Genomic DNA, 25,536 nt, shown 5'->3' with positions numbered 1-25,536 from the left:
TAGATCAATCCTGTACCAGTGCTTGAGGGGATAAGCTGGTCAGCTACACATCTCTGCCTCTCCTATACAGGGTGGCTTTATGGGAGAGGCAGGGATGGGGGTTCAAACAGGTTTAAACAAACTAGTGAGTGGCACAGACCATGCCACTCACTAGTACTTATTTCGAGGTAATTACTCTTCTGCTTGAGTTGGTTCTTCTTGGAGAGCCCGTATACCATTCCGGATTTGGTTAATCGTGCGTTCCATTTCCATCTCAAGATTTCGCAGAGTCTCAAGCACATATTGATCTGCATCTTTACGGATGGCATCGCCTTCGATACGCGCCTGGGCTTTGATCTGTTCTGCCTGAACATAGGCTGCCTGAACCACTTGATCTCTTTCGACCAGTTCACTACTCTTATCGCGCGCCAGGTTGACAGTACGTTGTGCTTCTTCAGTTGCCTGGGCCAGCATTCGATCGCGCTGGGCCATAATCTGCTGGGCTTTCTTGACTTCTTCAGGGATGGAGACTCGCATCTGGTCGATGAGATCCAACATCCTGTCTTCATCGACGATTACATTATGGGTAAAAGGAAGAGGGCGGCTTTCGTTGAGAAGCTCCTCCAACCGATCGATCATTTGCAGGATATCCATACGCTTACTCCAGTTTACCCGAATTCTTCAGGTGCATCACATGGGATGAAGATAAATCCATTTTTTATATCTATACTTGCCTGCTTACGTACAAGATTACAACGAAATCCAAAATACGTCAACTATTTCACCTATGCTTCGCACTTCGCCCGATTAATCGCGCATCGAAGTGGGTGGAAAGATCTGTTCATTCTCTTCCAGCTCTTGCAGACGGTGATTGAGAGCTTTTTCCACGTGGGGAGGGACCATACTGCTAATATCGCCGTGCAAGGCAGCAATCTCCCGCACGGTGGAAGATGATAAAAAGGTATGCTCTTCGTTGGTAATCAATGAGATTACTTCGATATCGGGTGCCAGGCGGTGGTTGGCTAAGGCCATGCGAAATTCATATTCGAAGTCGGAGAACACCCGCAACCCTCGCACAATCACCTGGGCTCCAATCTTGTGACAAAAATCGACGGTCAGGCCGCTGTATCCCACAACCGTAATTTTCGGGTCGTCCACAACCGTCTGGGCGGCCAGGGCAATGCGCTCTTCAGGCGGGAATATCAGGGATTTCATCGGGCGGTCATAGACTGCGATCACCACTTCATCGAAGAGTCTGGCTGCCCGGCGCGCAATATCCAAATGACCGTAGTGGATGGGATCAAATGTTCCTGGGAAACACGCTTTGACTGACATTTGGTTTAGTAATTCTCCTTTATTATGAGTTGCCCACCTTACCTAGCTGATGTCCCCTTGACCCTGGCTCCAAAAAAGCTTTACGGATTGGGCCAGGAGCAGGTGGTCTGGATTGGTTAACTCCGGGTCGCTTTCGAAGATTGACTGAGCACAACGCCTGGCTTTTTCGATCAGATGCACATCGGTCAGGTTGGCCAAGCGCAGCTCAGAATAGCCGGATTGGCGTGTGCCGAGGAATTCACCAGGTCCACGCTGCTCCAGATCACGCTGGGCGAGCACAAAGCCGTCATTCGTCTCGACCATGGCAGCCAGGCGCTCGTTCTCCGCCGCATCTGGAGTATCGGGGATCAGGATACAGAAAGACTGGAACTGGCTGCGACCAACCCGGCCTCGAAATTGGTGCAGCTGTGAAAGACCAAACCGGTTGGCCCCTTCAATCAACATCACGGTGGCATTGGGGATGTCTACCCCAACTTCCACGACCGAAGTGGAGACCAATATCTGGATCTCACCGCTGCAGAACCTGGCCATGGTGTCATCTTTTTCATCCGGCTTCATCCGGCCATGCAGCAAGCCCAGGGTGTAATCGGTGAATACTTCCTTTTGCAAGCGGCTCTGCTCTTCAACAGCAGCCAAAGCCTCACTGGTCTCGTTTTCCTCAACCAAAGGGTAGATAATGAAGACCTGATGTCCTTCTTCGATCTGTTTTCGGATGAAGACGTACGCACGCTCACGCTCGCGAGGATAAAAAACCTGTGTCTCAATAGGCAACCGTCCAGGTGGCATTTCGTCCAGTACCGTGAGATCAAGGTCGCCATATACGGTCAGGGCCAGTGATCGGGGTATAGGTGTAGCGGTCATTACGAGCAGGTGGGGATTTTCACCCTTGTTACGCAGGATGGAGCGCTGCTCGACCCCAAAGCGATGCTGCTCATCAATCACTGCCAGTTGCAAGTTGGCAAATAGCACAGGTTCTTCCAACAAGGCATGCGTTCCCACGATAAGCTTAATGGAACCTTTAGCTAAACCTTCACGGATTTCCTGCTTCTCAGTTTCGGGGGTAGAGCCGATCAAGAGGCGAATCTCTTCTGGTTTCACGGGGTATTCAATGTCATTATTGGAATCGGTCGAGAGTCTACCATTTCCAGCCAGCATTCCAAGCATGTTTCTGTAATGCTGCTCTGCCAGGATGCTCGTGGGTGCAAGCATGGCGGATTGTGCGCTGTGCTGAGCGATGATCGCCATCCCCAAAGCTGCGATGACTGTCTTGCCTGAGCCAACATCACCCTGCAGCAGGCGGTTCATTGGGTGCCCCGAAGCAAGGTCAGTGCGGACATCCAGCAGAGCTTTTTCCTGCGCAGCGGTGAGCTGGTAAGGTAAACATGCTACTTGGGTTTCTAGCCATGCATCGGATATCTCATAGACCCGGGCGGAGCGGTTTTGCCAATTGCGCTTCTGGCTGAGCACACCAAGCTGTAACATGAGGATCTCGTCGAATGCTAAACGGTAACGCGCCGCCCTTAACTGGTCTGCCGTACTGGGGAAATGGGCCTGCAACAAGGCGCTGGGCAGGTCCAGCAGTTGCTCCAACTGACGGGTGGAATCAGTTAATGGATCGGCGACCCGTGGAGACCAATAGGTGACTACATCGTACATTAAACGGCGTAACCAACGCTGGGCGATATTTGCGGTGAGAGAGTAGACTGGAACAATGCGATTGGTATGTAGGTTCTTCTGCTCGAGCGGCTCACATTCAGGATTGGTCATGACCAGTCGTCCGAGATACTGGTCGGTTTTTCCCGAGATGACCACCTGCGAGCCGGGATTAAGCCGGCTGGCGACTGTATACCGGCCGAACCAGGTTAGGCGTAAGGCTCCTGTACCATCGGAGAGTATCGCTTCGGTGATCTGAGAGTGCCCACCGTGAATCGGGTGGGAGTTGATCGATACGATCGTTCCGATCACAGTAACATCCTCGCCATAAACCAGGCGGCGGATCGGTTTCAGCTGCGTGTAGTCATCATACCGGCGAGGAAAGTTATATAACATGTCCCCAAGTGTGTACAAGCCGAGGCGTTTCAATGTTTGGGCATGCTTCGGACCGACACCTGGTAAAACCGTCGTGGGTGCTGAAAGAGCAGCTGGTTGTGAAGGTGGCTTCGCTGGGGAAACCTGAACTTCTGCTGGTTGGCTGGGAAGCTGGGGTGGTTTCCGGTGCGATAATGAATGTCTGGCAGCTTCAGCGGAGGCAGGTGCAGGTGACTGCTCAACCGGCAGAGGCAGTGCTGGGAGGGTCTCTTGAGTCTCGCGCTGGAGCCGATTCCAAAGACCGCAGAGGGTGTCATAACGTGATTTGGGGGACAGGCTGGCATAATCGTGCAGGCGATTACGGACAACAGTGATCAACTCAGTCGGCAGGTTATCAGCCAGTGCTTCGGCAACCCAGGGCTCCACCATGCGCTCAAACCCACCGATGACTGATCGATTATCGTAATTATGCTGAGCTTCGAGCAGGATAAATTTCTTTAATTTTTGGAGGGACGGTCTCATTGATGGTAATTTTACCATCAGCAGGTCTTCTGAACGCTGGTCATTCGGTCACAGCGACAAACCCTAAGCCATTTGGACCCACATGCACCCCAATCAGGGAAGTGACATTGACGATGAGAGGGTGTTGTTTTACGATTGATTTAAAGTGCTCGACTGCTTCTAGTGCGTCTGTTTCTGCATTGGTATGCAAGACAGCTAGCCTATCCAGCGGCCCCAGGTCAGAAAGCATTTTATATAATCGTTCAATGCCTTTCTGGCGCGTACGTGTCTCACCCATGCGCAGTACATCCCCATCCACCACGCTTACGAATGGTTTGATGCGAAAAAAGGTGCCTATGTTTGAGCGTGCCCACGAGACGCGTCCGCTGCGGTAGGCATACTCAAGGGTATCAAGCATAGCCACCAGATGGATACGAGTGCGGATGTCGAGGATCACCTTCTGTATCTCTGCCAGGGTTTGGCCGGCTTTGGCAGCCTGTGCCGCAGCTAAGACCTGGAAACCCAATCCGAGTGTCACCTGGCGGGAATCGATGACATGTACACGCTTTCCGAAAGCTTTGGCAGCCGTCACTGCATTGTTAAACATACTGCTCAGCGTACTTGATACCTGGATGGAGATCACCTGGTCAGCGCCTCTGTTCAGCAAGCCATCATACACCTGTACAAAGGCAGCAATAGATGGAGCACCGGTGGTAGGAGGCGTTTTCATATTAGGTAGCTTATCATATAGCTCATCACGCGAGATGCCGATGCCATCTTCATAGCTGTGGCCATTTACCATCAATATTGCCGGGATGACGGAGATATCATACTCTTCAGCAAGCTGGGGAGAGACGTCGGATGTGCTGTCAGTGACAATGGCGATTTTCACCTCAAGACTCCCTGGGAATGTTTTCTACGGCTACCAGGCCTATCCCGTGCGGGCCAAGAATTGTAGCCAGGGCCAGACTTAAGCTGTACTCACACAAGGGCGTCGTGCGAACATTTTGGCTGATGCGGTCACGCAAGTTCCGACTTTCCTGCTCGTAGGTAGTAATGCCTTGTAGTAAAGCCAGGTACTTGAGGTTTTCGAATTCCGCCACGAATTCATACATGATATCCACCAGGTGGCGTGGGCTACGAATTTTCTGCGTGTGGACCAGCCGGCCGTTTTCAAGGGTGAAAAATGGGATCACACCCAACATTTCCCCAACGATAGCCTGGGCAGGATCGATCTGCCCTGAACGATGCAGGTGAAATAGATCGGGCAGGCAGAAAACAGAGTAGATATGATTGATCATGCCCCGCACCAGGCGATTTATTTCCACACCGGAAAAACCTCGGTGCGTATACTCTGCAGCTGCCTGTACGAGAATGCCTAAACCAATGGCCGTATTCAAGGAATCAATGATGAAAATATTGGCTGGGCTCCTGGCAGTTTTGGCAGCCAGTCCGGCGTTGATATGAGCCTGGCTCAAATGGGATGAAAGTAAAATGACCACGATTTCTTTATACTTCATCCCAAGAGAGTTATAGGCTGCCTGGAAGACTTCAACGGAGGGAGGAAGTGCAACCGGAGGATGATTGCTATCCAGTGAATGGTGATAGATAGACAGATCACGGCAGTCTGGCAGACTTTGACCGTTGACTTGAATGAGGTGGGGAAGAATGGTGATATGCTCCTGACCTGCAAACGCCGGTTTAGTGAAATATGCTGTGCTATCGGTGATGATGCAGGTTCTCGGCATAGAACAATTGACGGGCAGGGCTTATTCGATCGAGAGGATAAACTGGTAATGCGGCTGACCACCATCCTGGACTTCGATTTCCTGCCGGGGATACTTCTTACGGATGGAATCAACGATCGCATCCACTTCCTTGCGTGATACCCCAGCCCCATAAAACAGGGTAATTAGCTCAAAATGATCCGCATGGGCTTTTTTCAATAACCCCATCGTGGCAGCCTTAAGGTTATCAGCAGCAAGGACCAATTTTCCATTAAGTAAGCAGATGATTTGTCCTTCCAGTACATCCACCCCATCGATTTCCACGCTGCGGGTAGCGGTGGTGATCTCACCAGTCTCGACATCATTCAATGCAGCATTCATGTCAGCGGTGACGTCTTTTATGTCACCCGTGGGGATAAGACGCATCATTGCTGCCATGCCTTGGGGTACTGAACGACTTGGTATGACAGAGACCTTTTTCACAGTCAGCTGGGCAGCTGCTTGAGCGGCCAGGACGATATTCTTATTATTGGGCAGGATAATGACCTGATCGGTAGGAAGATTCTCAAAAGCGTTGAGTATCTCCTGCGTGGAGGGATTCATCGTCTGGCCACCTTCGACAATTGCTGAAACCCCCAGCGAAGCAAACACCCGGGCAATCCCCGGACCAGGAGCAACCGCGATAGTGGCGATCTGTCCGGGTTCTACCGGGGTAAGCGGGAGTGAGCTTGAGCGTTGATGCTCAATGTCATCCATCTGGGCGCGCAGATTTTCAATAGCTGCTTTCGTCACCACGCCCAGAGAGTTGGTATATTCGATCGGCTCGTAGAGTTTTTCCGCCGGGACATGGATGTGCATACGGTAGATGCCATCTCCTTCGCCAAGCTGGATAGATGTGCCGATCTGCTGCAGATCCTCGTAAAACTTGGGGATATTTAATTCCTGGTGAGGGTGAAAATCCACCACAACTTCAAAATCCTGGCCTGGTTCAAGACTATCCAGCGTGTTCTCTAAATTCATCGCGGCTAATGGTTGAACTGTGGCAATGGCAACATCCAATGGTAAACCTTTTATATAGCGTAGCATGCCCTCAAGGATGATAAATAATCCTTTCCCACCTGCATCAACAACTCCAGCGTCCTTTAAGACAGGCAGTAAGTCAGGCGTGCGGAGAACTGAAGCGTCAGCGGCACTCACGATCCGTTCTAGGATATCGTATGGATCCTGGGTGTCCGCGAGTGATCTTTCACCCTCAGAGGTGATGTCTTTTGCCACGGTCAGAATCGTACCCTCGACAGGTCGAACAACACCCTTGTAAGCCGTATTGCGACCCTGGTGGAGTGCAGCAACCAGTAAGTTGCCGTCCAGGGTCTCAAGGTTATCGAGGGCACGAGCGAAACCACGCCACAGCTGTGAAAGGATGACGCCGGAATTTCCTCGCGCGCCCATCAAAGCACCATGCGCCACCTGGTGGGCGAGCTTTCCAATATTATGCTCGGCGGAATTGGCGATTTCATCCCAGGCAGCCTGCATGGTGAGGACCATATTTGTCCCTGTATCACCATCAGGAACCGGGAATACATTTAACACGTTGACAGCCTGCTGGTTCGTGCGTAACCACGCCAGGCTGGATTCGATCAATAATTTAAATACCTGCCCATCGACGGGATATTTTTGGTTGGGGTAAGTTTGTTTCGATATTTGGACGTCTTGGTCAAGATCCATAATAAGAGCTCCTGGGAATGGCACCTATAAGAGTGATGGAAACCTAATCCGTGTCACTGACACGTAATCCGCGTACGTGGACGTTGACCTCGTCAACCGGCATTCCCAAGGCCTTTTCTACATTAAATTTAATCGTGTTACTGACGCTATTTGCCACCGCTTTCACACGCGTGCCATATTCAATAATCACATAGATATCAATGGTGATTTTCTGATCATCGTGTTTTACTTCAATCCCATGGGTAGGGTCTTTAACGATGACCTGGGTGATCCCTTCCATGAGGTTCTTGGAAGTTAGACCGACAACACCGTAAGACTGCCTGGCAGCCTGGTAGGCAATTGTGGCGATGGCGCGAGTAGATACAGTGACTCGTCCCAGGGGAGTATTCTCATTTGTCATAACAGGCCTCATATGATAAAATCCCAATCTTGGTAATTTTTTGGCTTGTAATCAAATCCAAACTGTGGTAAACTTGGCGGGCTTAAGACAAGTCCTAAATTGAGACGTAATTATAGCGTGAATTTCATTATATACGTAAGCAGTTTTTTTGACCAGTGCCCTAACCTGGCCCCCGGGCGAATGCACCAGAAAAGGATGTGAACTATGGCAAAGTGTGCTCACTGCGGTAAAACAACTACCTTTGGACGGAACCGTCCATGGTCGAATAAAAGCACCCGGCGTTCTTTTCGTCCCAACCTGCAATCTGTGACGGTTTATGAGGATGGAAGAAAAGTTCGCAAAGTATTATGTGCTAAATGCCTGCGCACATTGGTAAAAACATCCTGAAAAATTATTGATCGCTGATTTACACAGTCACGGTGCAGACCGTGACTGTTTTTTTTAACTCTGGAATTGGGTACGTAAGCGTTGGATGCCAGCCGCGATCCCTGTTGGGTAATCAAAGATGGCATGGGCAGCCACAAAAACATTGGCCCCGGCTTTCAGTGCCAGGGGCAGGGTATCGGCGTTTATCCCACCATCGATCTCGAGATAAGCTGTTGGATTGACCCGCCTGAGAATTTCATCCAGATTGACCAGCTTTGGCAATACTTCGGGTAGGAATGCCTGCCCTGAGTAACCCGGATCGACGCTCATCACCAAAACCAGGTCGATCATCGGTAGGACTGTCTCGATCAGGCTTACAGGTGTGGCTGGGTTAAGCACCACTCCTGCTTTGCACCCCAACTCATGGATGGCTTGTAAAGTACGGTGCAAGTTTGGGCAGGTTTCAACATGCACACTGAGGTTCGTTGCTCCTGCCTGAGCAAATGCCTCGAGGAACTGGTCGGGATTTTCAACCATCAGATGGACGTCCAAGGGGAGCGAAGTAGCCTTACGGCATGCTTTTACGATAAATGGCCCCATGGTCAGGTTGGGGACGAAATGGCCATCCATCACATCCACATGGATCCAATCAGCACCAGCCTGTTCAGCTTGTGCGATTTGCTGCCCGAGCTGGGTAAAGTCGGCGGAAAGGATTGAGGCCGCAAGCAGGTAGGGAGGGTTCATGAGGATCACTTTCCCGGTGGATTATATAAAAAGTAAATCCATACCCAAAATGGAATCAGGCCTCCCAGGCTAATGACCATTAATACCACCAAAGCCCAGGTTCCCCAATCGATATCCAAGGCATTCCGGGTACCTGAAGGATATTTGGGCGCTTGGGTGGGCTCATATGCTGAAGAGGAAGGCTCCCAACTAGGCTGTGGATCGGGTTGCGGGACAGGTGTTGGCTGCGTCCTTGATATCGATTTACGAGGCAGGACGGGTTGAGGTGCACTTTCATAGGAAATATTTATTGCAGTCGGCGCGACTTCCGCCTGTGATGCCTGCAGAGAATTGCGTAAAGAAATCAGTACCCTGCCAAATTGATCGGCTGTGCGATAGCGTGAAGAAGGTTCCTTCGAGAGGACTTTAAGGCAGGCTTGCTCCAGGCTGGGAGGGATGAGAGGATTATATTCAATCGGCGGAGTGGGAGCAGCAGTGCGGTGCATGCGTGAAAGCTCTGCTGCGGTGCCCGCGGTGAAAGGCAGCCGGCCAGTGAGCATTTCATACAAGACCACCCCCAACCCATACACGTCGGAAGCAGGGGATGGCGGCCGACCAGCTGCCTGCTCTGGAGAAAAATACTGGGGCGATCCCCAGACTACATTATTCACTTCCTGGGATTGGATGGATGCCAGGGCGCGGGCAATACCAAAATCAGTGACTTTGAGCCTTTGGTCAGGTGTGACGATCATATTGTGGGGTTTTACGTCACAGTGTACTAACCCTGCACGATGTGCATAACCAATGCCTGCACAGGCCTGGATGATGAGGTGAAAGGTTTCCTCTACACTCAAGATCCCCCGGCTTTCCAAGATTGACTTCAAATCGGTGCCAGGGATGTATTCCATGACGATAAATACTTGCTGTTCATCAAACCCAAAATCATGGATGGTCACAATGTTAGGATGAGAGAGACTGGCGGCCGCCTTGGCTTCTTGCTTGAAACGCTCGCGAAAAGCAAGGTCGTGAGTAAAATCTTCGCGCAGCAGTTTGATGGCTACGGCACGCTCCAGCATGAGGTCGCGAGCGCGATAGACTTCCGCCATACCACCCGAGCCAATCCGCCCTTCAATTTGATAACGATTATTTAAGAGTCCAAGATTACTCATACTGGCGATAATTCTAGCACGAATATGAATGATATTGAAAATTCGGGTAAAATGATTGGATGCGCTTCGCCGACATGGTCTACAATCCCAATGCAGGCCGGTTTCCATCACGATTGCTAGTTGAACGTGCCATAAAAGTCTTGCATGAGAATGGCTGGATCATCCATCTGACCATGGCAGACGGTCCTAAACACGTCACCAGGCTAGCACAGCAGGCAGCCTCAGAAGGCAAGGATGCTTTTTTTGCTGTTGGTGGTGACGGTACAGTCAACCTGGCGATGCGCGGGCTGGTTGGTAGTGATACTGCACTGGGGGTTTTACCAGCGGGTACAGCGAATGTATTAGCCCAGGAACTTGGACTGCCTGGCATCACCTGGACGCGCTTGATGGCCCTGGAAGAAAGTGCACGCCGGCTTTCGAAGGCAAGCGTGCGCGAAGCGGATATCGGGGTGTGCGCAGGTATCCCGTTTGTAATGTGGGCGGGTGTCGGACTGGACGCATTTGCAATTCACCATATTGAGCCCCGCCCGAGGGGAGAAAAGTTATTTGCTAACACCATGTATGCGGCTTCCGCAGCCTGGCATGCCAGCGTGTGGCATGGTGTCAATCTAAATATCTCAGCAGACCACCTGAATATGAGCGGCCATTACCTTCTAGCGTTGATCAGCAACATCCACCTATATGCGGGAGGGTTGGCAAAAGTCTCACCAGATGCTTTGTTGGATGATGGGATCATGGATCTATGGTTATTCGAAGGCGATAATCTGGGCGATACGATACAGCGGGCATGGGACTTGTACGCTGGAAGACATGTGGATTCTGAAAAGGTGCGTAATATTCCATTTACTACCCTGACGATCGGGTCAGACTCGCGCATGTATATACAGATTGATGCTGAACCGTTGGCTTGTGAAGAACATTCAGTCGAGATCAAGGTAATTCCGAAGCGATTGAAGATCCTGGTTCCTGAACAGACCCCGAGGAAATTATTCAATTAACCGAATCTATAAGAAGTAGTTGACATATGAAAAAGCTGACAGCCTTTATTCGAGAAAACCCGATCGCGATCTTACTCCTGGCATTGCCCTTTGCTGTACTTGGGGAGATACTCCATTGGTCACCCACTGCTGTGTTTGCCCTGTCAGCGATTGCGATAATCCCTCTGGCAGGTTACATTGGGTCAGCAACCGAAGTGCTGGCGTTCCATACCAACCCCAGGATAGGTGGCTTACTGAATGCGACCTTGGGAAATGCAGCTGAGCTGATCATCACCATAACGGCCATAAAAGCAGGTTACCTTGAGCTGGTTAAAGCCTCCATCACGGGCTCTATCCTGGGTAATTTGTTGTTGGTACTTGGCATGTCTATGCTATTTGGTGGACTGAAACATGGTACGCAAACCTTCAACCGAAAACAAGCCAGCAGTAACGCGATCATGCTTGTGCTCTCGGTGATCATCCTCCTGATCCCTTCCTTGTTGAGCCATTATTTGGGAAATATCGATACCCCAGAGCCAAGAGTGGAGACCCTCAGCCTGGGCGTGGCTGCGGTGATGATTCTATTGTATGCCCTGGGGTTGATTTACAGTTATAAAACAGTTGGTGGGCCCATGGTCGAAGAAGAAACCAGCCATGGGGCTGCCCCACGGAAATGGTCCCTGAGAACCGCCATTATTATCCTGGCTGTAGCGACTGTTGGGGTGGCATACATGTCAGAAGTACTGGTTGGCGTGATTGAACCAGTGGTGAGCACCCTGGGCATTTCAGAGTTTTTTATAGGATTAATTTTCATCCCCATAATCGGCAATGTTGCAGAGCACATCGTCGCAGTGCAGATGGCGATTAAGAATAAGATGACACTCAGCGTTGAGATTGCCATTGCATCCAGCCTGCAGATTGCCCTCTTTGTGGCGCCGTTATTGGTATTTATCAGCTTAATCCTCAATAATCCATTGACCCTGGTTTTTAACCAGCTCGAGCTGATCGCTTTGATTGCAGGTGTGTTGATCGCGGCCCTCGTTTCAGCAGATGGTGAATCCAACTGGCTGGAAGGTGCTGAGCTTCTGGCGATCTACCTTATCCTTGCATTGACATTTTTCCTGATGCCTGTATAAGGGTTCCTTGATGAAGTCATTGAGGGTCTTGCTTAATCTTAAAGTGATCCTGGGGGGGATCGTCTTTGCCCTGCTTGTGTTCGCTTTCTTCGTGGCCGCGCTATGGGCGGCGAAAGCGACCGACAGCAATCCCGTCCCGGCGACTGCAATCCTGAAGGTGATCGAAGCACCCACGCCGACACCCATCGCACCCAAGCAGACACCAACATCTGTTATAACACCCGGTCTGGAGCCTACTGCGTCTGCTAATATTTCGCTTGGCAACTACGTGCAAGTGAGCGGGACGGGTGGCGATGGCTTACGACTGCACGAATCAGCAAGCGTAGCCAGCAAAGTACGCTTTATTGCATTGGAATCTGAGGTCTTCATAGTAAAAGATGGTCCTGTAGAAGCAGATGGATATATATGGTGGTACCTTCAAGATCCATATAGCGAAAATGCAGCTGGATGGGGAGTAGCGAATTACCTGGCTGTTGTGCAAAATCCCTGAGAGAAATTAAAACAGATTCATCCCACACATTTGCATGAATTGAAAATCCGTTATATATTAATAATGATATGGAATATATGGATTCCCTACACCCTGTTGGGATTACAGCTGACAAGAAAAACAAGCACATCAGTGTTGAGTGGAATGATGGCCATATCAGCGTGTATCCTTTTGCGCTCGTTCGCTATGCCTGCCCGTGTGAGGTGTGCCGCGGTGGGCATGACAAGATGAGTGAAGAACCTCCGAACGAAGTCTTTTACATGCCCATAGAAGATACACCCGCGACCCGTCTGGCAACAATAGAAGGTGTGGGGTCTTACGGGGTAACGATTAAGTGGGAGGATGGTCATCGATTTGGTATCTACAACTGGCATTACCTGAGAGCTTTATGCCCCTGCCCTATCTGCCAGGAAATGAAGATCTATGGGCAATAAGGCACCATCGTCCGTTTATACGATTGTGGAAAAAGCTTACTTCCGGCTACAAGCAGGGGATGTATTAACTCGCTGTATTGAGGATGGCTCGACAGAACCGATCCATGAATTAATCCAGGAGATGGTGATTGCTGGGCCGCAGAGCCTGGAAGCCTTGCGAGAGATCTTGGGCGAAACCATGAAGCGTAAGTCCCAGGTCTACGATGACCTAAACCAAGTGATCAATCAACTGTCGATCATCTTATTGGGATATGGTCTGAATCTTGAAGGATATGGTAGCAACCAGGTGCTGCAACAAATCGATGAACGGCAGCTGGTTGAGCTGATGGACCGCCAAGAAATTGTGGAAGAGGAAGCAAGGTCCGGATGCCTGCAAGTTTTAACAGACAGCCGTGAGCTCATCAACACATTGAACAGCAAAATTCAGCTGCTTGAGAATATCGAGACTTACCTGCAGGATTGGCTGTTGGGACTAACTTACCAATCCATACGCCAGGGAGATGACGAAGAGAATCGCGAAGACACAAAGAAAGATTTGCAATAAACGGATAAAGCACAACCTATTCAGGATGCTCAAAGAATGGGGAAATATCTATGTAAAGTATAATCCCTGTGAAGCACCTGTTAAGTAATCCGAGAATCATCTCGAGAAATCTCAAGAGATTATAGGATTCTGGAGAATGCACTCACCAGGGCAGCGATCCCGAACCCCAGGATGATCAAACCAGAAACCCGATTTACCCACAAAATCCCTGTTGGGCTGATACGGTCTCTCAGCAGGCTGGTGATAGTGCTCAGGATTAACCACCAGGCAGTTGAACCCAGGAACACACCTAAAACCATCACTCCCGCTGTAACGTAATTCCCCTGAGCACCAACCAATCCCAAGCCGGCGAAGATGGCTGCGAAGGCCAGGATCGTCACCGGATTGGTTAGGGTGAGAAAAAATGTCGATCCATAGGCACTCAACTTGCTGACTGGTTCAGCAACGAGATTATTTTTTACTGGCTTCTTTAAATAAGTCTTGATTCCCAAAAAACACAAGAAACCTCCACCGATTAATTGCAACCAGGTCTGTTGTTGCACCAGAAAACCGGAGATGATGGACAGCCCAAAAGCAGCCACGCAGCCGTACAGCGCATCCGCGGTGGCTGCACCCAGGCCTGAAAGAAAGCCATACATCCTGCCATAGGCAAGTGTCCGATGGATACACAAGATACCGATCGGACCAACTGGGGCAGCAATCGAAAAGCCAATCAGCAATCCCCGCAAGAGATAATTGATTTCCATTCGTAATTGAGCCTATCCACAAGCTGATAAAAGTATTAGAATTTTAGCAGAAGGGGTGGATTATGTGTATTTTATATTTCTGGAATCGTGAAAAGTGGCAATACGATAGAATTCAGACTGCCTACCCATCATACAGAGACACACACTTTGGATGGTAACCATGACCAATCAAGAACTCGCCAATACATTTCGAACAATCGCTGACCTGTTGGAAATCAAGGGTGAAAATATCTATAAGATCCTGGCATACCGTAAGGCAGCAGACAGCCTGGGTAACCTGGGACAGGATATTAATGAAGTATGGAAACAAGGGAAACTCACCGAGGTGGATGGTGTGGGTAAAGCTATCGCTGAGAAAATCGATGAGCTGCTCACTACCGGCCATCTTGGGTTTTTGGAGAAACTGGAAGTGGAAGTACCACCCAGCCTGGCAGAGGAACTACAAGTGCCTGACCTGGGTCCGAAAAAGGTAGCCATGTTTTGGAAAGAGCTGGGCATCACCAATTTAAGCCAGCTCGAAGAGGCAGCTCGTGCTGGAAAGTTGCGTTCCCTGCCAGGGATGGGGGAAAAATCGGAAGCCAAGGTGCTGGCAGGGATTGAAGCGCTGGGGAGGCGCTCGAACCGTATCCCGATCGGCAAAGCCTGGCCGTTTGCCATGGAATTAATGGATTACCTGCGCAAAGCCCCAGGTGTGAAAGCCGTGGAGCTGGGTGGAAGCCTGCGCAGGATGCGGGCAACCGTTGGTGATATTGATATCCTGGCTGCAGCCAATGATTCACGGGCAATCATGGATGCCTTTACCAGCCGAAAAGATGTAGCGCGGATATTAGGCAAAGGCGAGACGAAATCCAGTGTTGAGTTTACCCACGGCTTACAAGCCCAGCTATGGGTGCATCCGCCAGAGCATTGGGGTACGGCGTTGGTGTATGCTACTGGCTCGAAAGATCACAATGTGCGCCTGCGCGAATACGCCTTAAAGAAAGGTTTTTCATTGTCAGAACATTCCCTGCAGCGCAAAGACGGCAGCGAGGTCACCTGTGAACGCGAAGCGCAGGTATACGAGACCCTCGGTTTGCCCTTTATTCCCCCTGAGATACGTGAAGACCGAGGTGAGGTACAGGCCGCTATCAAAGGTACACTACCTAAGTTAATCGAGCTGGATGACATAAAAGCTGATCTCCAGATTCACACAACCTGGAGTGATGGAAAGCTGACCATCAAGCAGATGGCCGAGGCTGCCATCAAAAGGGGTTACAAGCTGCTGGCCATCACTGACCATACCTCCAGCCTGGGTATCGTGCAAGGGATGACAGCTGAGGATGTCAGGAAGCAACGCCTGGAGATCAATGAGGCAGTAAAAGAGCTGGATGGCAAAATCCATATCCTGCGTGGTGCTGAAGTGGAGATAAAGGCAGATGGCAGCCTGGATTATCCCGATGAAGTACTGGCTGAGCTGGATATCGTATTTGCAGCACTGCACACCAGCTTACGCCAGCCACGTCAAAAGGTGACTGAAAGGATGGTCAAAGCCATCCAAAATCCAAATGTCGATATCATCCCCCATCCAACAGGCAGGCTACTGCCCGATCGGGAGGGGGCCGACCTGGATATGGAGGCCGTGCTGGGAGCAGCCAAGGAGGCGAGCATTGCATTGGAGATCAATGCCCATCCCTCCCGTTTGGACCTGGACGATGTGCATGCCAGGCGGGCGATCGAGATGGGGATTAAGCTGACCATTAACACGGATGCCCACAGCGAAGCGGACATGGAGATGATGCACTTCGGAGTCGCCACGGCACGGCGGGGCTGGGTCACTGCTGAGGACGTAATTAATACCTGGAGTCCGACCCGTTTAATCGATTGGCTGAAAAACCGAGGATAACACAGATAGATCACCAGCTTCATGAGATAATTTAGCCATGAGCCGCTTCCGCGCTGACCTTGTGCTGCTGCTGGTCGCATTGATATGGGGGAGTGCCTTTGCCGTACAGCGTGTGGCTGCCCAGTATTTTGATGTATTTACATTTAATGGATTGCGTTTCTTGCTAGGTGGGCTGGTGCTGATACCCTTTAGCGGGCTCAATCCCTTGCGTTATGCAAAAAAATCCCGGCAATACAACAGAAATCAAAAATCCACCCCCATAATCCCACTGGATAGGAAATCATTCGCCTTTATGCTGCTGGGAGGGATCTTATTATTTGGTGCTGCCGGGCTACAGCAAGCCGGGCTGGAAACCACTACAGCAGGTAACGCGGGATTCATCACCACCCTGTATGTCGTGCTGGTACCCATCCTGCTGGTGATATTTTGGAAAGAAAAAATTGACCGCCTGGCCTGGCTGGGAGCTTTCATCGCCATTATCGGAAGCCTGCTGCTCAGCACTGGTGGCACACTGCGCTTAGCGCTTGGGGATGCCCTGGTGATGGCAGGGTCAGTTCTATGGGCATTACACCTGATCCTGGTTAGCCGGGCAGTGCACCATATGGATTTGCTCACCTTCGCGGCCGGGCAGTACATTATCGCGGGAACCATTAATTTATTGGTAAATTCAAATGTGCCGGCATTTGAATTGGGCTCCGGATGGTGGACAATTTTTTATATCGGGCTGCTCTCCACCGCCGTAGGCTATACCTTGCAGGGGTTGGGGCAGAAATACTCCCCGCCAACCGATGCAACCATCCTGCTCAGCATGGAGGCGGTCTTTGCAGCCAGTTTCGGAGCTATCTTCCTGGGTGAGTCCATGCAGCCCGTGCAGCTTGTCGGCTGTGGGCTGATCCTGGGTGCGGTGATCTTGACCCAAATCCATTCCTTGCGAGCTTACTCACCGGTGATAAAAGAATGAGACCATCAAACAATTAATGAGGCAAAACCATGTCAGAAACCATCAATTGGAAAAAAGCAACGGAAGAAACTGTCTCGCATCTTGTGCGGCTTTTACGAGAACAAACCATAAACCCGCCCGGGAATGAGCTTCCTGCGATCTTAATTATCAAGGATATCCTGGATAAGGAAGGGTTCCCTCAAGAAGCTTATAAAATCGTCGAATCAGCCCCCAACCGGGCAAACCTGGTAGCCCGTCTCAAAGGGGATGGCTCTGAGCGGCCGCTGCTATTAAGCGGGCACGTGGATGTGGTGCCGGTTGAGCGCGACATGTGGAGCCACGACCCGTTTGGCGGCGAGATCATCGATGGGATGGTATGGGGCCGTGGGGCCCTGGATATGAAGGGTTTTCTAGCCATGTATCTGCAGGTATTCCTGGAGCTATTCCGCCAGAAGGTGCCTTTGAAACGGGATATCATCCTGGCTGCCATCGCAGACGAGGAAGCCGGGTTTGATCATGGATCAAAGTTCTTGGTCACTCAGCACCGTGATCTTATCGATGCGGAGTATGGATTCACAGAAGGTGGGGCACTGACAGTCTATTTTGGGAAAAACAAGGTCTATCCGATCCAGGTGGCAGAAAAGTCAATGTGCTGGTTGCGGGCGATCGCCCATGGTAAACCGGGTCATGGGTCCGTGCCACACTCAGATAACGCAGTGTTGTTCCTGGCCCAGGCGCTTGATAAATTGAAACGTGTGGGACATTTACCTGTACATCTTACACCGACTTTATTGCAGATGCTGGATGCTGCAGCAGTCCAATTGAAGTTCCCCGTCAGCTTTCTCATCAAGATCCTGCATTCGCCTTTGATGGTCAGCTTGCTCTTACCTCGTATTAAAGGAGAAGCGGGTGACTTACTAAGAGCTCTGGTTACCAATACGGTCTCACCAACCATACTCCAGGCGGGTAGCAAAGTAAATGTTATCCCGTCGGTAGCCGAGGCAGGGTTAGACTGTCGACTGGTACCAGGGCAAACACCAGAAACGGTAAAAGCTGAGCTTCAGCACATCCTGGGTGATAAGATTGAGCTGGAGATCGTATATACCAGCCCTGGGGCAGCATTCCCTACAGATACGCAATTGTATAAATTGCTGGAAAAGCGCACCCACCAGATGGACCCACAGGGGTTAGTCATCCCGATGATGATGACGGGTGCCACGGATGCCTGCCAGTATCAGGAAGCTGGGATCAAAGTATACGGCTTCACTCCAGGCATCCTACCGCCTGGGATGGCTGTCCTGAAGCTAGCTCATGGGCATGACGAACGAATGCCGGTATCGTTTATCGAAAGCGGTTTACCGGTGCTGTGGGATGTAATTAATGAATTTTGTGTAAAAGGTGATTAAGGGGCAGGTGGTTTAGCCACCACCGATAACTGCCAGGAGCTTGATAACATCCCCATCCTGGACCACATAATCCTTGGATTGTTGTTCGTTGTTTACAAACACCCCAGCTACCAGCTCGGGGTTGATACCAATATGGTGGATCGTCTCGCGCACAGTCCGACCTGCTTCGACGGAGGTCTCTTTAAGATCGCCGATGTAGGTCTTCAACATGCCCAGTGGACGGATGGTTGCGCTCATAAACTCCCAAAATTGAGGTTCGAGGTCTTTATTGGACCTCGAACCTCGGATTTATTTGACTATGCCACCAGGGCAGTCAGGTTGAGTGTGTCTAGTGTGGCTGGGGTGGGCAAACCATGGCTATCCCAGCCGCGTTGTTCATAATACATATCGAGTAAGCGCTGGACATCCTCAAATTTGGTGATCTGCCCAGCTGTTGCACCGGTCTTGGGAGGCTCGGTATAAAAGCGTGGGGATGGCAGGTCCCATTGACGATCAAAGCCATCGTTCTCCCGCAGCCAATACATGCGGGTTAGGGTCCAGATGCGATTCCCAACGGCTTCCAGGTCTTGCCAGGTTCGCTTTACGCCGGTGATGGCTTCCAGGAGCGGGACGTAAAGGTCGCGGTCAATGCCAAGCTCCACCCATTGCAATCGGCAGGAACCCATAACGTCAAACATCGGTCGGAAATTCTGCAACCAGATGATGCGGGCGACTTTCTCGGGTACCACCTTCTCACGCCCCACCTGCAGGTCGTAGGTAATGGCCCAGGAGCGGTTATGGTGAGCGCCTACATCACAGGTCATATATGCCAGCAACATGGCGGTGGCGTTGTGGGTGGCATAGGCTGACTGTTCCATGCCTTTAACATGGATGGCGAATTTCTCGCTGCCTTGGCCAACCTGCTGAGAGGCACGATTGACTCCCAGAGCGAGCAGCTCGCCGAGCTTTCCTTCACGATGGCCGATCTTCTTGATCAGCGTAAAGACAGCATCCGCATTCCCGAATTTAAGCTCGAGGCCATCCGTATCTGCCTTGGTCAGGATACCTTTTTCGTAGCATTCCATTGCCCAGGCGATACAGCTACCGGCACTGATCGAATCAATCCCCATATCGTCTGCCAGGCGATTCGCCTCGCCCACGACCTGGATATCGGCGATCCCCAGGTTGGATCCCATCAAGCCAATCGTCTCATACTCGGGGCCTTCCACCTGGGTGTTGTAGCGTTTCATATTGGAGTACTTACCGCACGGGGAGGGGCATCCGAAGCAGCCCTTGTCGGTGATGACGATTTCCTTGCGCATAGCCTGCCCGTTGATCTGGTCAATACCCTCAAACGAGCCAGCACTGAAATTGCGGGTTGGCAGGGCACCCACCTCGTTGCACCAGCTCGTCACCACCGTGGTGCCATAACGTGACCACTCCGCCAGGCCTTCAGCATCCTTGCAGGCTTTGTAGAGCGCCAGGCCAGCCTTGTGGTAATTCTCGGGGTCTGCGACGACCACTGATTTGGTGCCATGCAGGACGATGGCTTTTACTTTCTTGCTGCCCATGACGGCTCCCACACCACCGCGCCCGGCCTGACGACCATAATCATGGTTAATGCAAGCGTACAGGACCTGGTTTTCACCACCCGGTCCGATGGCAGCCACCTGATATTCCTCTCCGTATTTGTGCTTGAGCTCCACCTCTACATCAATGGCACCCTTGCCCCAAAAGGCTGCAGCATCGAGCAGCTGGATTTTGTCGTTATCGATGAACAGGTAGACTGGCTTGGGGCTGATGCCTTCCAGGATGATTGTATCCAGACCAGCATATTTCATCTCGGCAGTGAAATGACCCCCCATGGAAGCGTCGGCATAGCCTCCGGTAAGGGGGCTCTTGGTTGTCCAATCGCATTTTCCGCCACCAGGGGCAAGCATACCGGAAAGAGGACCAGTGGAGATGATGAGCTTGTTCTCAGGACCAAGCGCGTCAACGTGTTTGGGGACTTCTTTAAATAAGAAATATATACCGAAACCACGCCCACCGATAAAATCGCGTGCCAATTGGGCAGGTGTGGGCTCTTTGGTGATTTTTCCATCGGTAAGATTTACACGTAGGATTGTTCCGCCATAGCCATTCATATCTGCCTCCTAGTTGTCGATCCATAATGCGCTGGTGCCGCACACACTGACGCAATCACCGCACAGATCACACTTCCAGGCGGCATTAGCCAGCTCAGCACGAACGAACATGACGTCCTCAGGGCATTCGGGTACGCAAGCTTCGCAGAGATTGCACTCGGCAAAATCCACATAATAAGCGCCACGTTCGTTCAGCTTTATGGCTTCGGTTGGACAGACCGCGGCGCAATCGCCACACTGGGTGCATACTTTCATCTCATACACACCTGGGGCGGGGAAATGGGGGATCAGATTCAACGAAGCTTTTTTTGGATTACTTTCTTGAAAGAGATTGAGTGAACAAGCCACCATACAGGCTCGACACCCCGAGCACTTAGCACTATCGGCATATAGCCGCATAGCGGACCTCCTTTCAGGACCAGCCAGGATAATGATTGGTGTTGTTGGAGTAAATAATGAAATTCTCTCCGTGGTAAGACGGTGTAATTAGATTATATCAAGTTATAGATTCCGGGTAGAGACAGATATCCTATGTGTACCAGGAAAGTTATCTTAAGTAAAAACTTAACCCGGTTGATGAGAATACGAAATCTCTCTGGCAACTGCGGACAAATATCACTTGCCCATAATCCGACTCTCCGGTATAACAGGGAGGATACAGGATATTCAGTAAAGGAGTTATTTATGACAATCACCCTGGATGGTACAGGATTAACTCTTGAGAAGCTGATGAAGATTGCGCGGGAGGGGGAAAAAGTCGAGCTACACCCGCAAGCGCTGGAGCGTATAAAAGCTTGCCGGGCGATGGTTGAAGAAAAGATCAAGAAACATGAGATCATGTATGGGGTGAACACCGGCATTGGAGAATTCTCTGAGAGAGTATTGGACGATGACCAGGTTCAGCAATTCCAGCGCTACCTGATCTACAACCACGCGGCAGGGATCGGGGAACCTAGCCCGGTGGAGAATATCCGTGGGGCTATGGCCGGGAGAATCAACGTACATGCCCACGGTAACTCGGGCTGTCGGCTGGAGATCACCCAGACCCTGGTGGAAATGCTGAATAAAGGTGTGACGCCGGTGGTTTGCCAGAAAGGCTCAGTGGGTGCCTGCGGTGACCTGGCACCCATGTCGCAGATCGCCTTGCTGCTCATGGGTGAAGGTGAAGCATTCTACCAGGGTGAGCGACTGCCTGGGCGGATCGCCATGGAAAGGGCTGGGATTGCCATCCCTGGGCTGCAGGCACGCGATGGCCTGGCGGCGATCAATGGCTCGAACATGCTAACCGCCATGAGTGCCTTGCATCTGTATGACATGAATCGCTGGCTAAAACAGGCGGAGATTGCATGTGCCATGAGCCTGGAAGCCTTGCTGGCGAACCTCAAACCGTATGATATACGCTTGCACCAGGCACGTGGCTTCAAAGGTGCGGTCCGGACAGCCAGGGTCATCATGAAATGCATTGAGGGTAGCGATCTGACCACTGGCAAGATGAAAACCAAGGTCCAGGATGCTTACTCCATGCGCTCATCACCGCAGGTGATTGGTGCTGCACACGACGCACTGGATTATGCCCAGAGCCAGGTGGAGATCGAGCTGAATGGCGTAGGAGATAACCCAATTTTCCTCCCGGAATACCGGCTGACCCTGACGGGAGCGAATTTCCAGGGCTCACCAGTCAGCCTGCCGATGGATATGGTGGGAGCGGCCATCACCATGATATGCGTTTTATCTGAGCGAAGGTTGAATCGTTTGACCAACCCGGCGCTCAGTGTAGGGTTGCCGGAATTCCTCACCAAAGGTGCAGGGATGTTTTCGGGCATGATGCTTAGCCAATATACGGCCGATACCATGATCGTGGAACAGCGCATCCTCTCCATGCCAGCCAGCATCCAGTCCATCCCAGCCGCAGCTGACCAGGAAGATTTCGTCTCGATGGGTATGAACACAGCCATTAAAAACGGGCAGATCCTGGATAATGCCTACGGTGTATTGGGCATCGAATTCATGGCGGCAGCCCAGGCGCTGGACTTCAGGGAGTTCTCCCCAGGAAAAGGTGTGCAGACTGCCCGGGATGTGATCAGGAGGCACGTATCCCACCTGGATGAAGACCGTCCGTTACATGCAGACCATAACAAGATGAAGGAGCTGGTCAAGTCAGGTGAAATCCTCGACGAAGTAGAAAAAATTATCGGGAGCCTGGAGTAGAATTACTCAGTAAATCTCAAAGCTGAAGACACAAATCCTTCTCAAATTGTAGGATTTGTGTCTTTTGGGATTAAAATAAGAGAATTAATGTATTCATTGGGGAGGAAAGACGAGACATGGACGTGAATCGAACACAACCTGAACCTGACAGCTGGCACCTTTATACACAGATGCTACGCTGCCGCTTCTTTGAAGTCGAAGTAAAACGCGTTTGGGATGAGGGTATCATCTCCGGCGAGATGCATATGAGCATGGGGGAAGAGGCGATTGCGGTTGGCATCGTTGACCAGCTGGTGGATGGAGATGCCATGGCCCTTGACCACCGCGCTACCGCTCCGTTGCTGGTAAGAGGCGTGGATGCCCGATTATTGCTAAATGAGTTTATTGGCAATCCGAATGGCCTCAATGGTGGTATGGGTGGGCATATGCACTTGTTCGCCCCTGAAATCCTGGCTGCTTCTTCAGGGATCATCGGCGCATCGGGGCCAGCGGGGGTGGGGTTTGCGCTGGCTAACCAGCGGTTGAGACCAGGGAAGATCTCCGTGGCTTTCTTCGGTGAAGGGGCAGCCAACCAGGGAATGATGCTGGAATCGTTCAACCTGGCATCTGCCTGGAAGCTACCTGTTCTGTTTGTGTGCAAAGACAATGGACTGGCGCTCATGACCGAGACATCCAAGCAGACCGGTGGAAACCTGATTGAACGTGCCATCGGCTTTGGACTCAGGGCTGTTGAAGTGGATGGTAGTGATGTTGAGGAAGTATGGACGACCGCCTATGAGGAGATCGACAGGCTGAGGAAAGGAGGTGGGCCGATATTCCTGCTGGCACATTGCACCCACCTGGAGGGACATTTCCTGGGTGATCCATTGATACGCAATGCCCATCGTTCCATCGGTGAGACAATTAAGATCGCTGTGCCGTTGGTGAAGGCCCATACCCAATCGCGAGGCGCACCCCTGCGGGAGCGAACCGCAGGATTAAGGGAAATGCTCGACCTAATCCGTGAAAATGCTGGGAAAATTCGATCAGGTGCAGGGGATCCGATCCCACCTTTGAGAAAGAAGCTGGTACAAGTCGATGCTGCCAGAGTAGAAGTGATCGAACAGCAGGTACATTTTGAGATCAAAGCCATTGTTGATTCGGTAAGCACCCCGGTTGAGCCGAAGGGAGGCTGGGCACAATGAGGACTATGAGCTTCGAAGATGCAATCGAAGATGCCTTGATGCAGGCGATGGCCCAAGATGATCGTATCATCATCCTGGGGGAGGATGTACAAGGCTTGAGATTAAACCTGCGGGTGCGTTTTGGGCGCGACCGTGTTTTGCCCACACCCATCAGTGAATCAGCCTTCGTCGGGGCAGCCGTCGCAGCTGCCATGGGTGGTCTTCGTCCGGTGGTGGAAGTCATGCTGATTGATTTCATTGGGGTGACCTTGGATGCGATCTTCAACCAGGCAGCCAAGATAGGGATGTTTTCCAATGGCCAGTGGAAGGTGCCTTTGGTTATCCGCGCCGCCTGCGGAGGTGGATATGGGGACGGAGGCCAGCATGAGCAGAGCCTGTGGGGTTGGCTGGCACACATCCCCGGTTTGGTGGTGCTGGTGCCTTCCACGCCATTTGATGCAGGCGGATTGATGGCGTCTGCTTTAGCACATGATGGACCGGTAATCTACCTGGAGCATAAGCTGCTATCGGAAACCTGGTTGGATTCCATGGGAGGCAGCAGCCGGAAGAATGTAAAGTTTGACGTCCCATCAGAGGGCGTACGCGGAGCAGTACCAAAAGTATGGGAGCCTATTCCCATCGGTCAGGGAACATTACGGCGCACCGGAGAAGATCTCACCATCGTATCTGTGGGTGTGTCAGTCCACCGGGCCATCGAAGCAGCTAAGCTGCTTGACCAAGAAGGAATTTCGGCTCAGGTGATAGACCTGCGCTCGATCTCTCCATTGGATAGAAAATTGGTGATTGGTTTTGTGTCAGAAACCGGCCGGATGCTGGTCGTCGATGAAGATTACCAGGAATTTGGGCTATCCGGAGAGTTGGCCGCCGTTATTGGTGAGGCGGGTTTGAGCATCCGGTATGGGCGGGTTTGCACTACGAGTACCATCCCGTTTTCAAGGACACTGGAATACCAGACCTTGCCAAACGTGGAGCGTATCGTCCAATCGGCAAGAGACCTGGTAAGCCGTTGAAACAGAAAGAAAAGAGAGTTAAATATGAAAGTAATTGTTGATTTCTGCCTGGTCCCCATAGGGGTGGGGGTATCTGTGTCGAAATATATCGCTGAATGCGAAAAAATCCTGGCTGAGGCCGGGCTGAAGACCCAGCTGCACGCCTACGGGACGAACATCGAGGGTGATTGGGAAGATGTGTTTAAGGCGATACAGCGTTGTCATGAACGGGTGCATGAGATGGGGGCACCTCGCATCTCTTCAACGATCCGATTGGGAACACGCACGGATCGTGAACAGACCATGGAAGATAAGGTACGAAGCGTTCAGGAGAAATTACAGGTCACATAGATTTCCAAAACTTTTTACTGAAATCACCAAACCTCGGGGGCGGTAAGGTTCGATATATTCAATTTCCAATTACATCCTCTTTTTAAAGGTAGATTCTTGCTTGTATACTTCCTTTCAAAATTGAGAGGATACTTATATCCTGGTTCTATTATGTTGGTGTAACATTCTTTCTG

Annotated in this window: 26 protein-coding genes; 13 read left to right on the top strand and 13 right to left on the bottom strand. The window is 51.2% G+C overall.

Features of this window, described 5'->3' with window-relative positions; translation table 11 throughout:
- Nucleotides 1–171: 171 nt before the first annotated feature.
- From C3F13_11840 to C3F13_11810, 7 genes are all read right to left on the bottom strand, one after another.
- Nucleotides 172–633, bottom strand: a complete 462-nt coding sequence (locus C3F13_11840) for a hypothetical protein (protein ID PWB52213.1) — start codon at nt 631–633, stop codon at nt 172–174.
- Nucleotides 634–786: 153 nt separating this feature from the next.
- Entirely contained in the window at nt 787–1,314 is a 528-nt protein-coding gene (locus tag C3F13_11835; GenBank protein PWB52212.1) for a pantetheine-phosphate adenylyltransferase, read from the bottom strand.
- Between the two features lie 42 nt (nt 1,315–1,356).
- Entirely contained in the window at nt 1,357–3,882 is a 2,526-nt protein-coding gene (locus C3F13_11830; GenBank protein PWB52211.1) for a DNA helicase RecG, read from the bottom strand.
- A gap of 22 nt (nt 3,883–3,904) precedes the next feature.
- Nucleotides 3,905–4,735 carry a hypothetical protein gene (locus C3F13_11825; protein PWB52210.1) on the bottom strand — a complete coding sequence of 277 codons (831 nt, stop codon included), beginning with the start codon at nt 4,733–4,735 and terminating at the stop codon, nt 3,905–3,907.
- A 1-nt stretch (nt 4,736) separates the two neighbouring features.
- Complete coding sequence (locus C3F13_11820) at nt 4,737–5,591, bottom strand: hypothetical protein (protein PWB52209.1); 855 nt, start codon at nt 5,589–5,591, stop codon at nt 4,737–4,739.
- 21 nt (nt 5,592–5,612) lie between these two features.
- Nucleotides 5,613–7,295 carry a hypothetical protein gene (locus tag C3F13_11815; GenBank protein PWB52208.1) on the bottom strand — a complete coding sequence of 561 codons (1,683 nt, stop codon included), beginning with the start codon at nt 7,293–7,295 and terminating at the stop codon, nt 5,613–5,615.
- Nucleotides 7,296–7,338: 43 nt separating this feature from the next.
- Complete coding sequence (locus tag C3F13_11810) at nt 7,339–7,707, bottom strand: Asp23/Gls24 family envelope stress response protein (GenBank protein PWB52207.1); 369 nt, start codon at nt 7,705–7,707, stop codon at nt 7,339–7,341.
- A gap of 192 nt (nt 7,708–7,899) precedes the next feature.
- Between C3F13_11810 and rpmB the strand changes: the two genes are divergently transcribed.
- On the top strand, nt 7,900–8,082 hold the full coding sequence (gene rpmB, locus C3F13_11805; GenBank protein PWB52206.1) for a 50S ribosomal protein L28: 183 nt from the start codon (nt 7,900–7,902) through the stop codon (nt 8,080–8,082).
- A 54-nt stretch (nt 8,083–8,136) separates the two neighbouring features.
- Here rpmB and C3F13_11800 read toward each other — a convergent pair whose 3' ends face one another.
- Nucleotides 8,137–8,805 carry a ribulose-phosphate 3-epimerase gene (locus tag C3F13_11800; protein PWB52205.1) on the bottom strand — a complete coding sequence of 223 codons (669 nt, stop codon included), beginning with the start codon at nt 8,803–8,805 and terminating at the stop codon, nt 8,137–8,139.
- Between the two features lie 5 nt (nt 8,806–8,810).
- Entirely contained in the window at nt 8,811–10,061 is a 1,251-nt protein-coding gene (locus C3F13_11795; GenBank protein PWB52281.1) for a hypothetical protein, read from the bottom strand.
- On the opposite strand from C3F13_11795, the gene C3F13_11790 reads away from it, so the two are divergent.
- From C3F13_11790 to C3F13_11770, 5 genes are all read left to right on the top strand, one after another.
- Entirely contained in the window at nt 10,013–10,951 is a 939-nt protein-coding gene (locus C3F13_11790; GenBank protein PWB52204.1) for a hypothetical protein, read from the top strand. The two genes, C3F13_11795 and C3F13_11790, sit on opposite strands and share 49 nt — an antisense overlap.
- Nucleotides 10,952–10,977: 26 nt before the next feature.
- A complete protein-coding gene (gene cax / locus C3F13_11785) occupies nt 10,978–12,066 on the top strand; it encodes a calcium/proton exchanger (protein PWB52203.1) in 1,089 nt (362 codons plus the stop codon).
- Nucleotides 12,067–12,094: 28 nt separating this feature from the next.
- Entirely contained in the window at nt 12,095–12,556 is a 462-nt protein-coding gene (locus C3F13_11780) for a hypothetical protein (GenBank protein PWB52202.1), read from the top strand.
- Between the two features lie 68 nt (nt 12,557–12,624).
- Nucleotides 12,625–12,990 carry a hypothetical protein gene (locus C3F13_11775; protein PWB52201.1) on the top strand — a complete coding sequence of 122 codons (366 nt, stop codon included), beginning with the start codon at nt 12,625–12,627 and terminating at the stop codon, nt 12,988–12,990.
- On the top strand, nt 12,980–13,534 hold the full coding sequence (locus C3F13_11770) for a hypothetical protein (protein PWB52200.1): 555 nt from the start codon (nt 12,980–12,982) through the stop codon (nt 13,532–13,534). Before C3F13_11775 ends, C3F13_11770 begins: the two co-directional genes overlap by 11 nt.
- A gap of 119 nt (nt 13,535–13,653) precedes the next feature.
- Here the strand turns inward: C3F13_11770 and C3F13_11765 are convergent, their stop codons facing one another.
- Nucleotides 13,654–14,280: a lysine transporter LysE gene (locus C3F13_11765; GenBank protein PWB52199.1), complete on the bottom strand. Its 627-nt coding sequence runs from the start codon at nt 14,278–14,280 to the stop codon at nt 13,654–13,656.
- Between the two features lie 151 nt (nt 14,281–14,431).
- Between C3F13_11765 and C3F13_11760 the strand changes: the two genes are divergently transcribed.
- From C3F13_11760 to C3F13_11750, 3 genes are read left to right on the top strand one after another with little or no spacing between them, the layout of a single operon-like run.
- Nucleotides 14,432–16,162, top strand: a complete 1,731-nt coding sequence (locus C3F13_11760; GenBank protein ID PWB52198.1) for a DNA polymerase/3'-5' exonuclease PolX — start codon at nt 14,432–14,434, stop codon at nt 16,160–16,162.
- A gap of 37 nt (nt 16,163–16,199) precedes the next feature.
- On the top strand, nt 16,200–17,123 hold the full coding sequence (locus C3F13_11755; GenBank protein PWB52197.1) for an EamA family transporter: 924 nt from the start codon (nt 16,200–16,202) through the stop codon (nt 17,121–17,123).
- Nucleotides 17,124–17,152: 29 nt separating this feature from the next.
- Nucleotides 17,153–18,508, top strand: coding sequence for a peptidase M20 (locus C3F13_11750; protein PWB52196.1), 1,356 nt, complete (start codon nt 17,153–17,155; stop codon nt 18,506–18,508).
- 12 nt (nt 18,509–18,520) lie between these two features.
- On the opposite strand, the gene C3F13_11745 is transcribed toward C3F13_11750, so the two are convergent.
- The 3 genes from C3F13_11745 to C3F13_11735 are packed head-to-tail and all read right to left on the bottom strand — an operon-like array spanning nt 18,521 to nt 21,030.
- On the bottom strand, nt 18,521–18,745 hold the full coding sequence (locus C3F13_11745) for a hypothetical protein (GenBank protein PWB52195.1): 225 nt from the start codon (nt 18,743–18,745) through the stop codon (nt 18,521–18,523).
- A gap of 59 nt (nt 18,746–18,804) precedes the next feature.
- Entirely contained in the window at nt 18,805–20,631 is a 1,827-nt protein-coding gene (locus C3F13_11740) for an aldehyde ferredoxin oxidoreductase (GenBank protein PWB52194.1), read from the bottom strand.
- 9 nt (nt 20,632–20,640) lie between these two features.
- Entirely contained in the window at nt 20,641–21,030 is a 390-nt protein-coding gene (locus tag C3F13_11735) for a 4Fe-4S ferredoxin (protein ID PWB52193.1), read from the bottom strand.
- A 285-nt stretch (nt 21,031–21,315) separates the two neighbouring features.
- Here C3F13_11735 and C3F13_11730 point away from each other — a divergent pair, with 285 nt between their 5' ends.
- The 4 genes from C3F13_11730 (at nt 21,316) to C3F13_11715 (ending at nt 25,363) form a co-directional block, all read left to right on the top strand.
- Nucleotides 21,316–22,839, top strand: coding sequence for a phenylalanine ammonia-lyase (locus C3F13_11730; protein PWB52192.1), 1,524 nt, complete (start codon nt 21,316–21,318; stop codon nt 22,837–22,839).
- A gap of 116 nt (nt 22,840–22,955) precedes the next feature.
- Nucleotides 22,956–24,023, top strand: coding sequence for an ABC transporter substrate-binding protein (locus C3F13_11725; GenBank protein PWB52191.1), 1,068 nt, complete (start codon nt 22,956–22,958; stop codon nt 24,021–24,023).
- Nucleotides 24,020–25,033 (top strand): pyruvate dehydrogenase, encoded by a 1,014-nt coding sequence (locus C3F13_11720; GenBank protein ID PWB52190.1) that lies wholly within the window; start codon nt 24,020–24,022, stop codon nt 25,031–25,033. The genes C3F13_11725 and C3F13_11720 overlap by 4 nt, the downstream gene beginning before the upstream one ends.
- Before the next feature lie 24 nt (nt 25,034–25,057).
- The gene (locus tag C3F13_11715) at nt 25,058–25,363 is read left to right on the top strand and encodes a hypothetical protein (GenBank protein PWB52189.1); all 306 of its coding nucleotides are present in this window, start codon (nt 25,058–25,060) and stop codon (nt 25,361–25,363) included.
- The last annotated feature ends 173 nt before the right edge of the window (nt 25,364–25,536 follow it).

Source organism: Anaerolineales bacterium (genome assembly GCA_003105035.1).
Classification (GTDB): Bacteria; Chloroflexota; Anaerolineae; order Anaerolineales; family UBA4823; genus FEB-25.
This window is presented reverse-complemented; position numbering and strand designations above follow the sequence as displayed.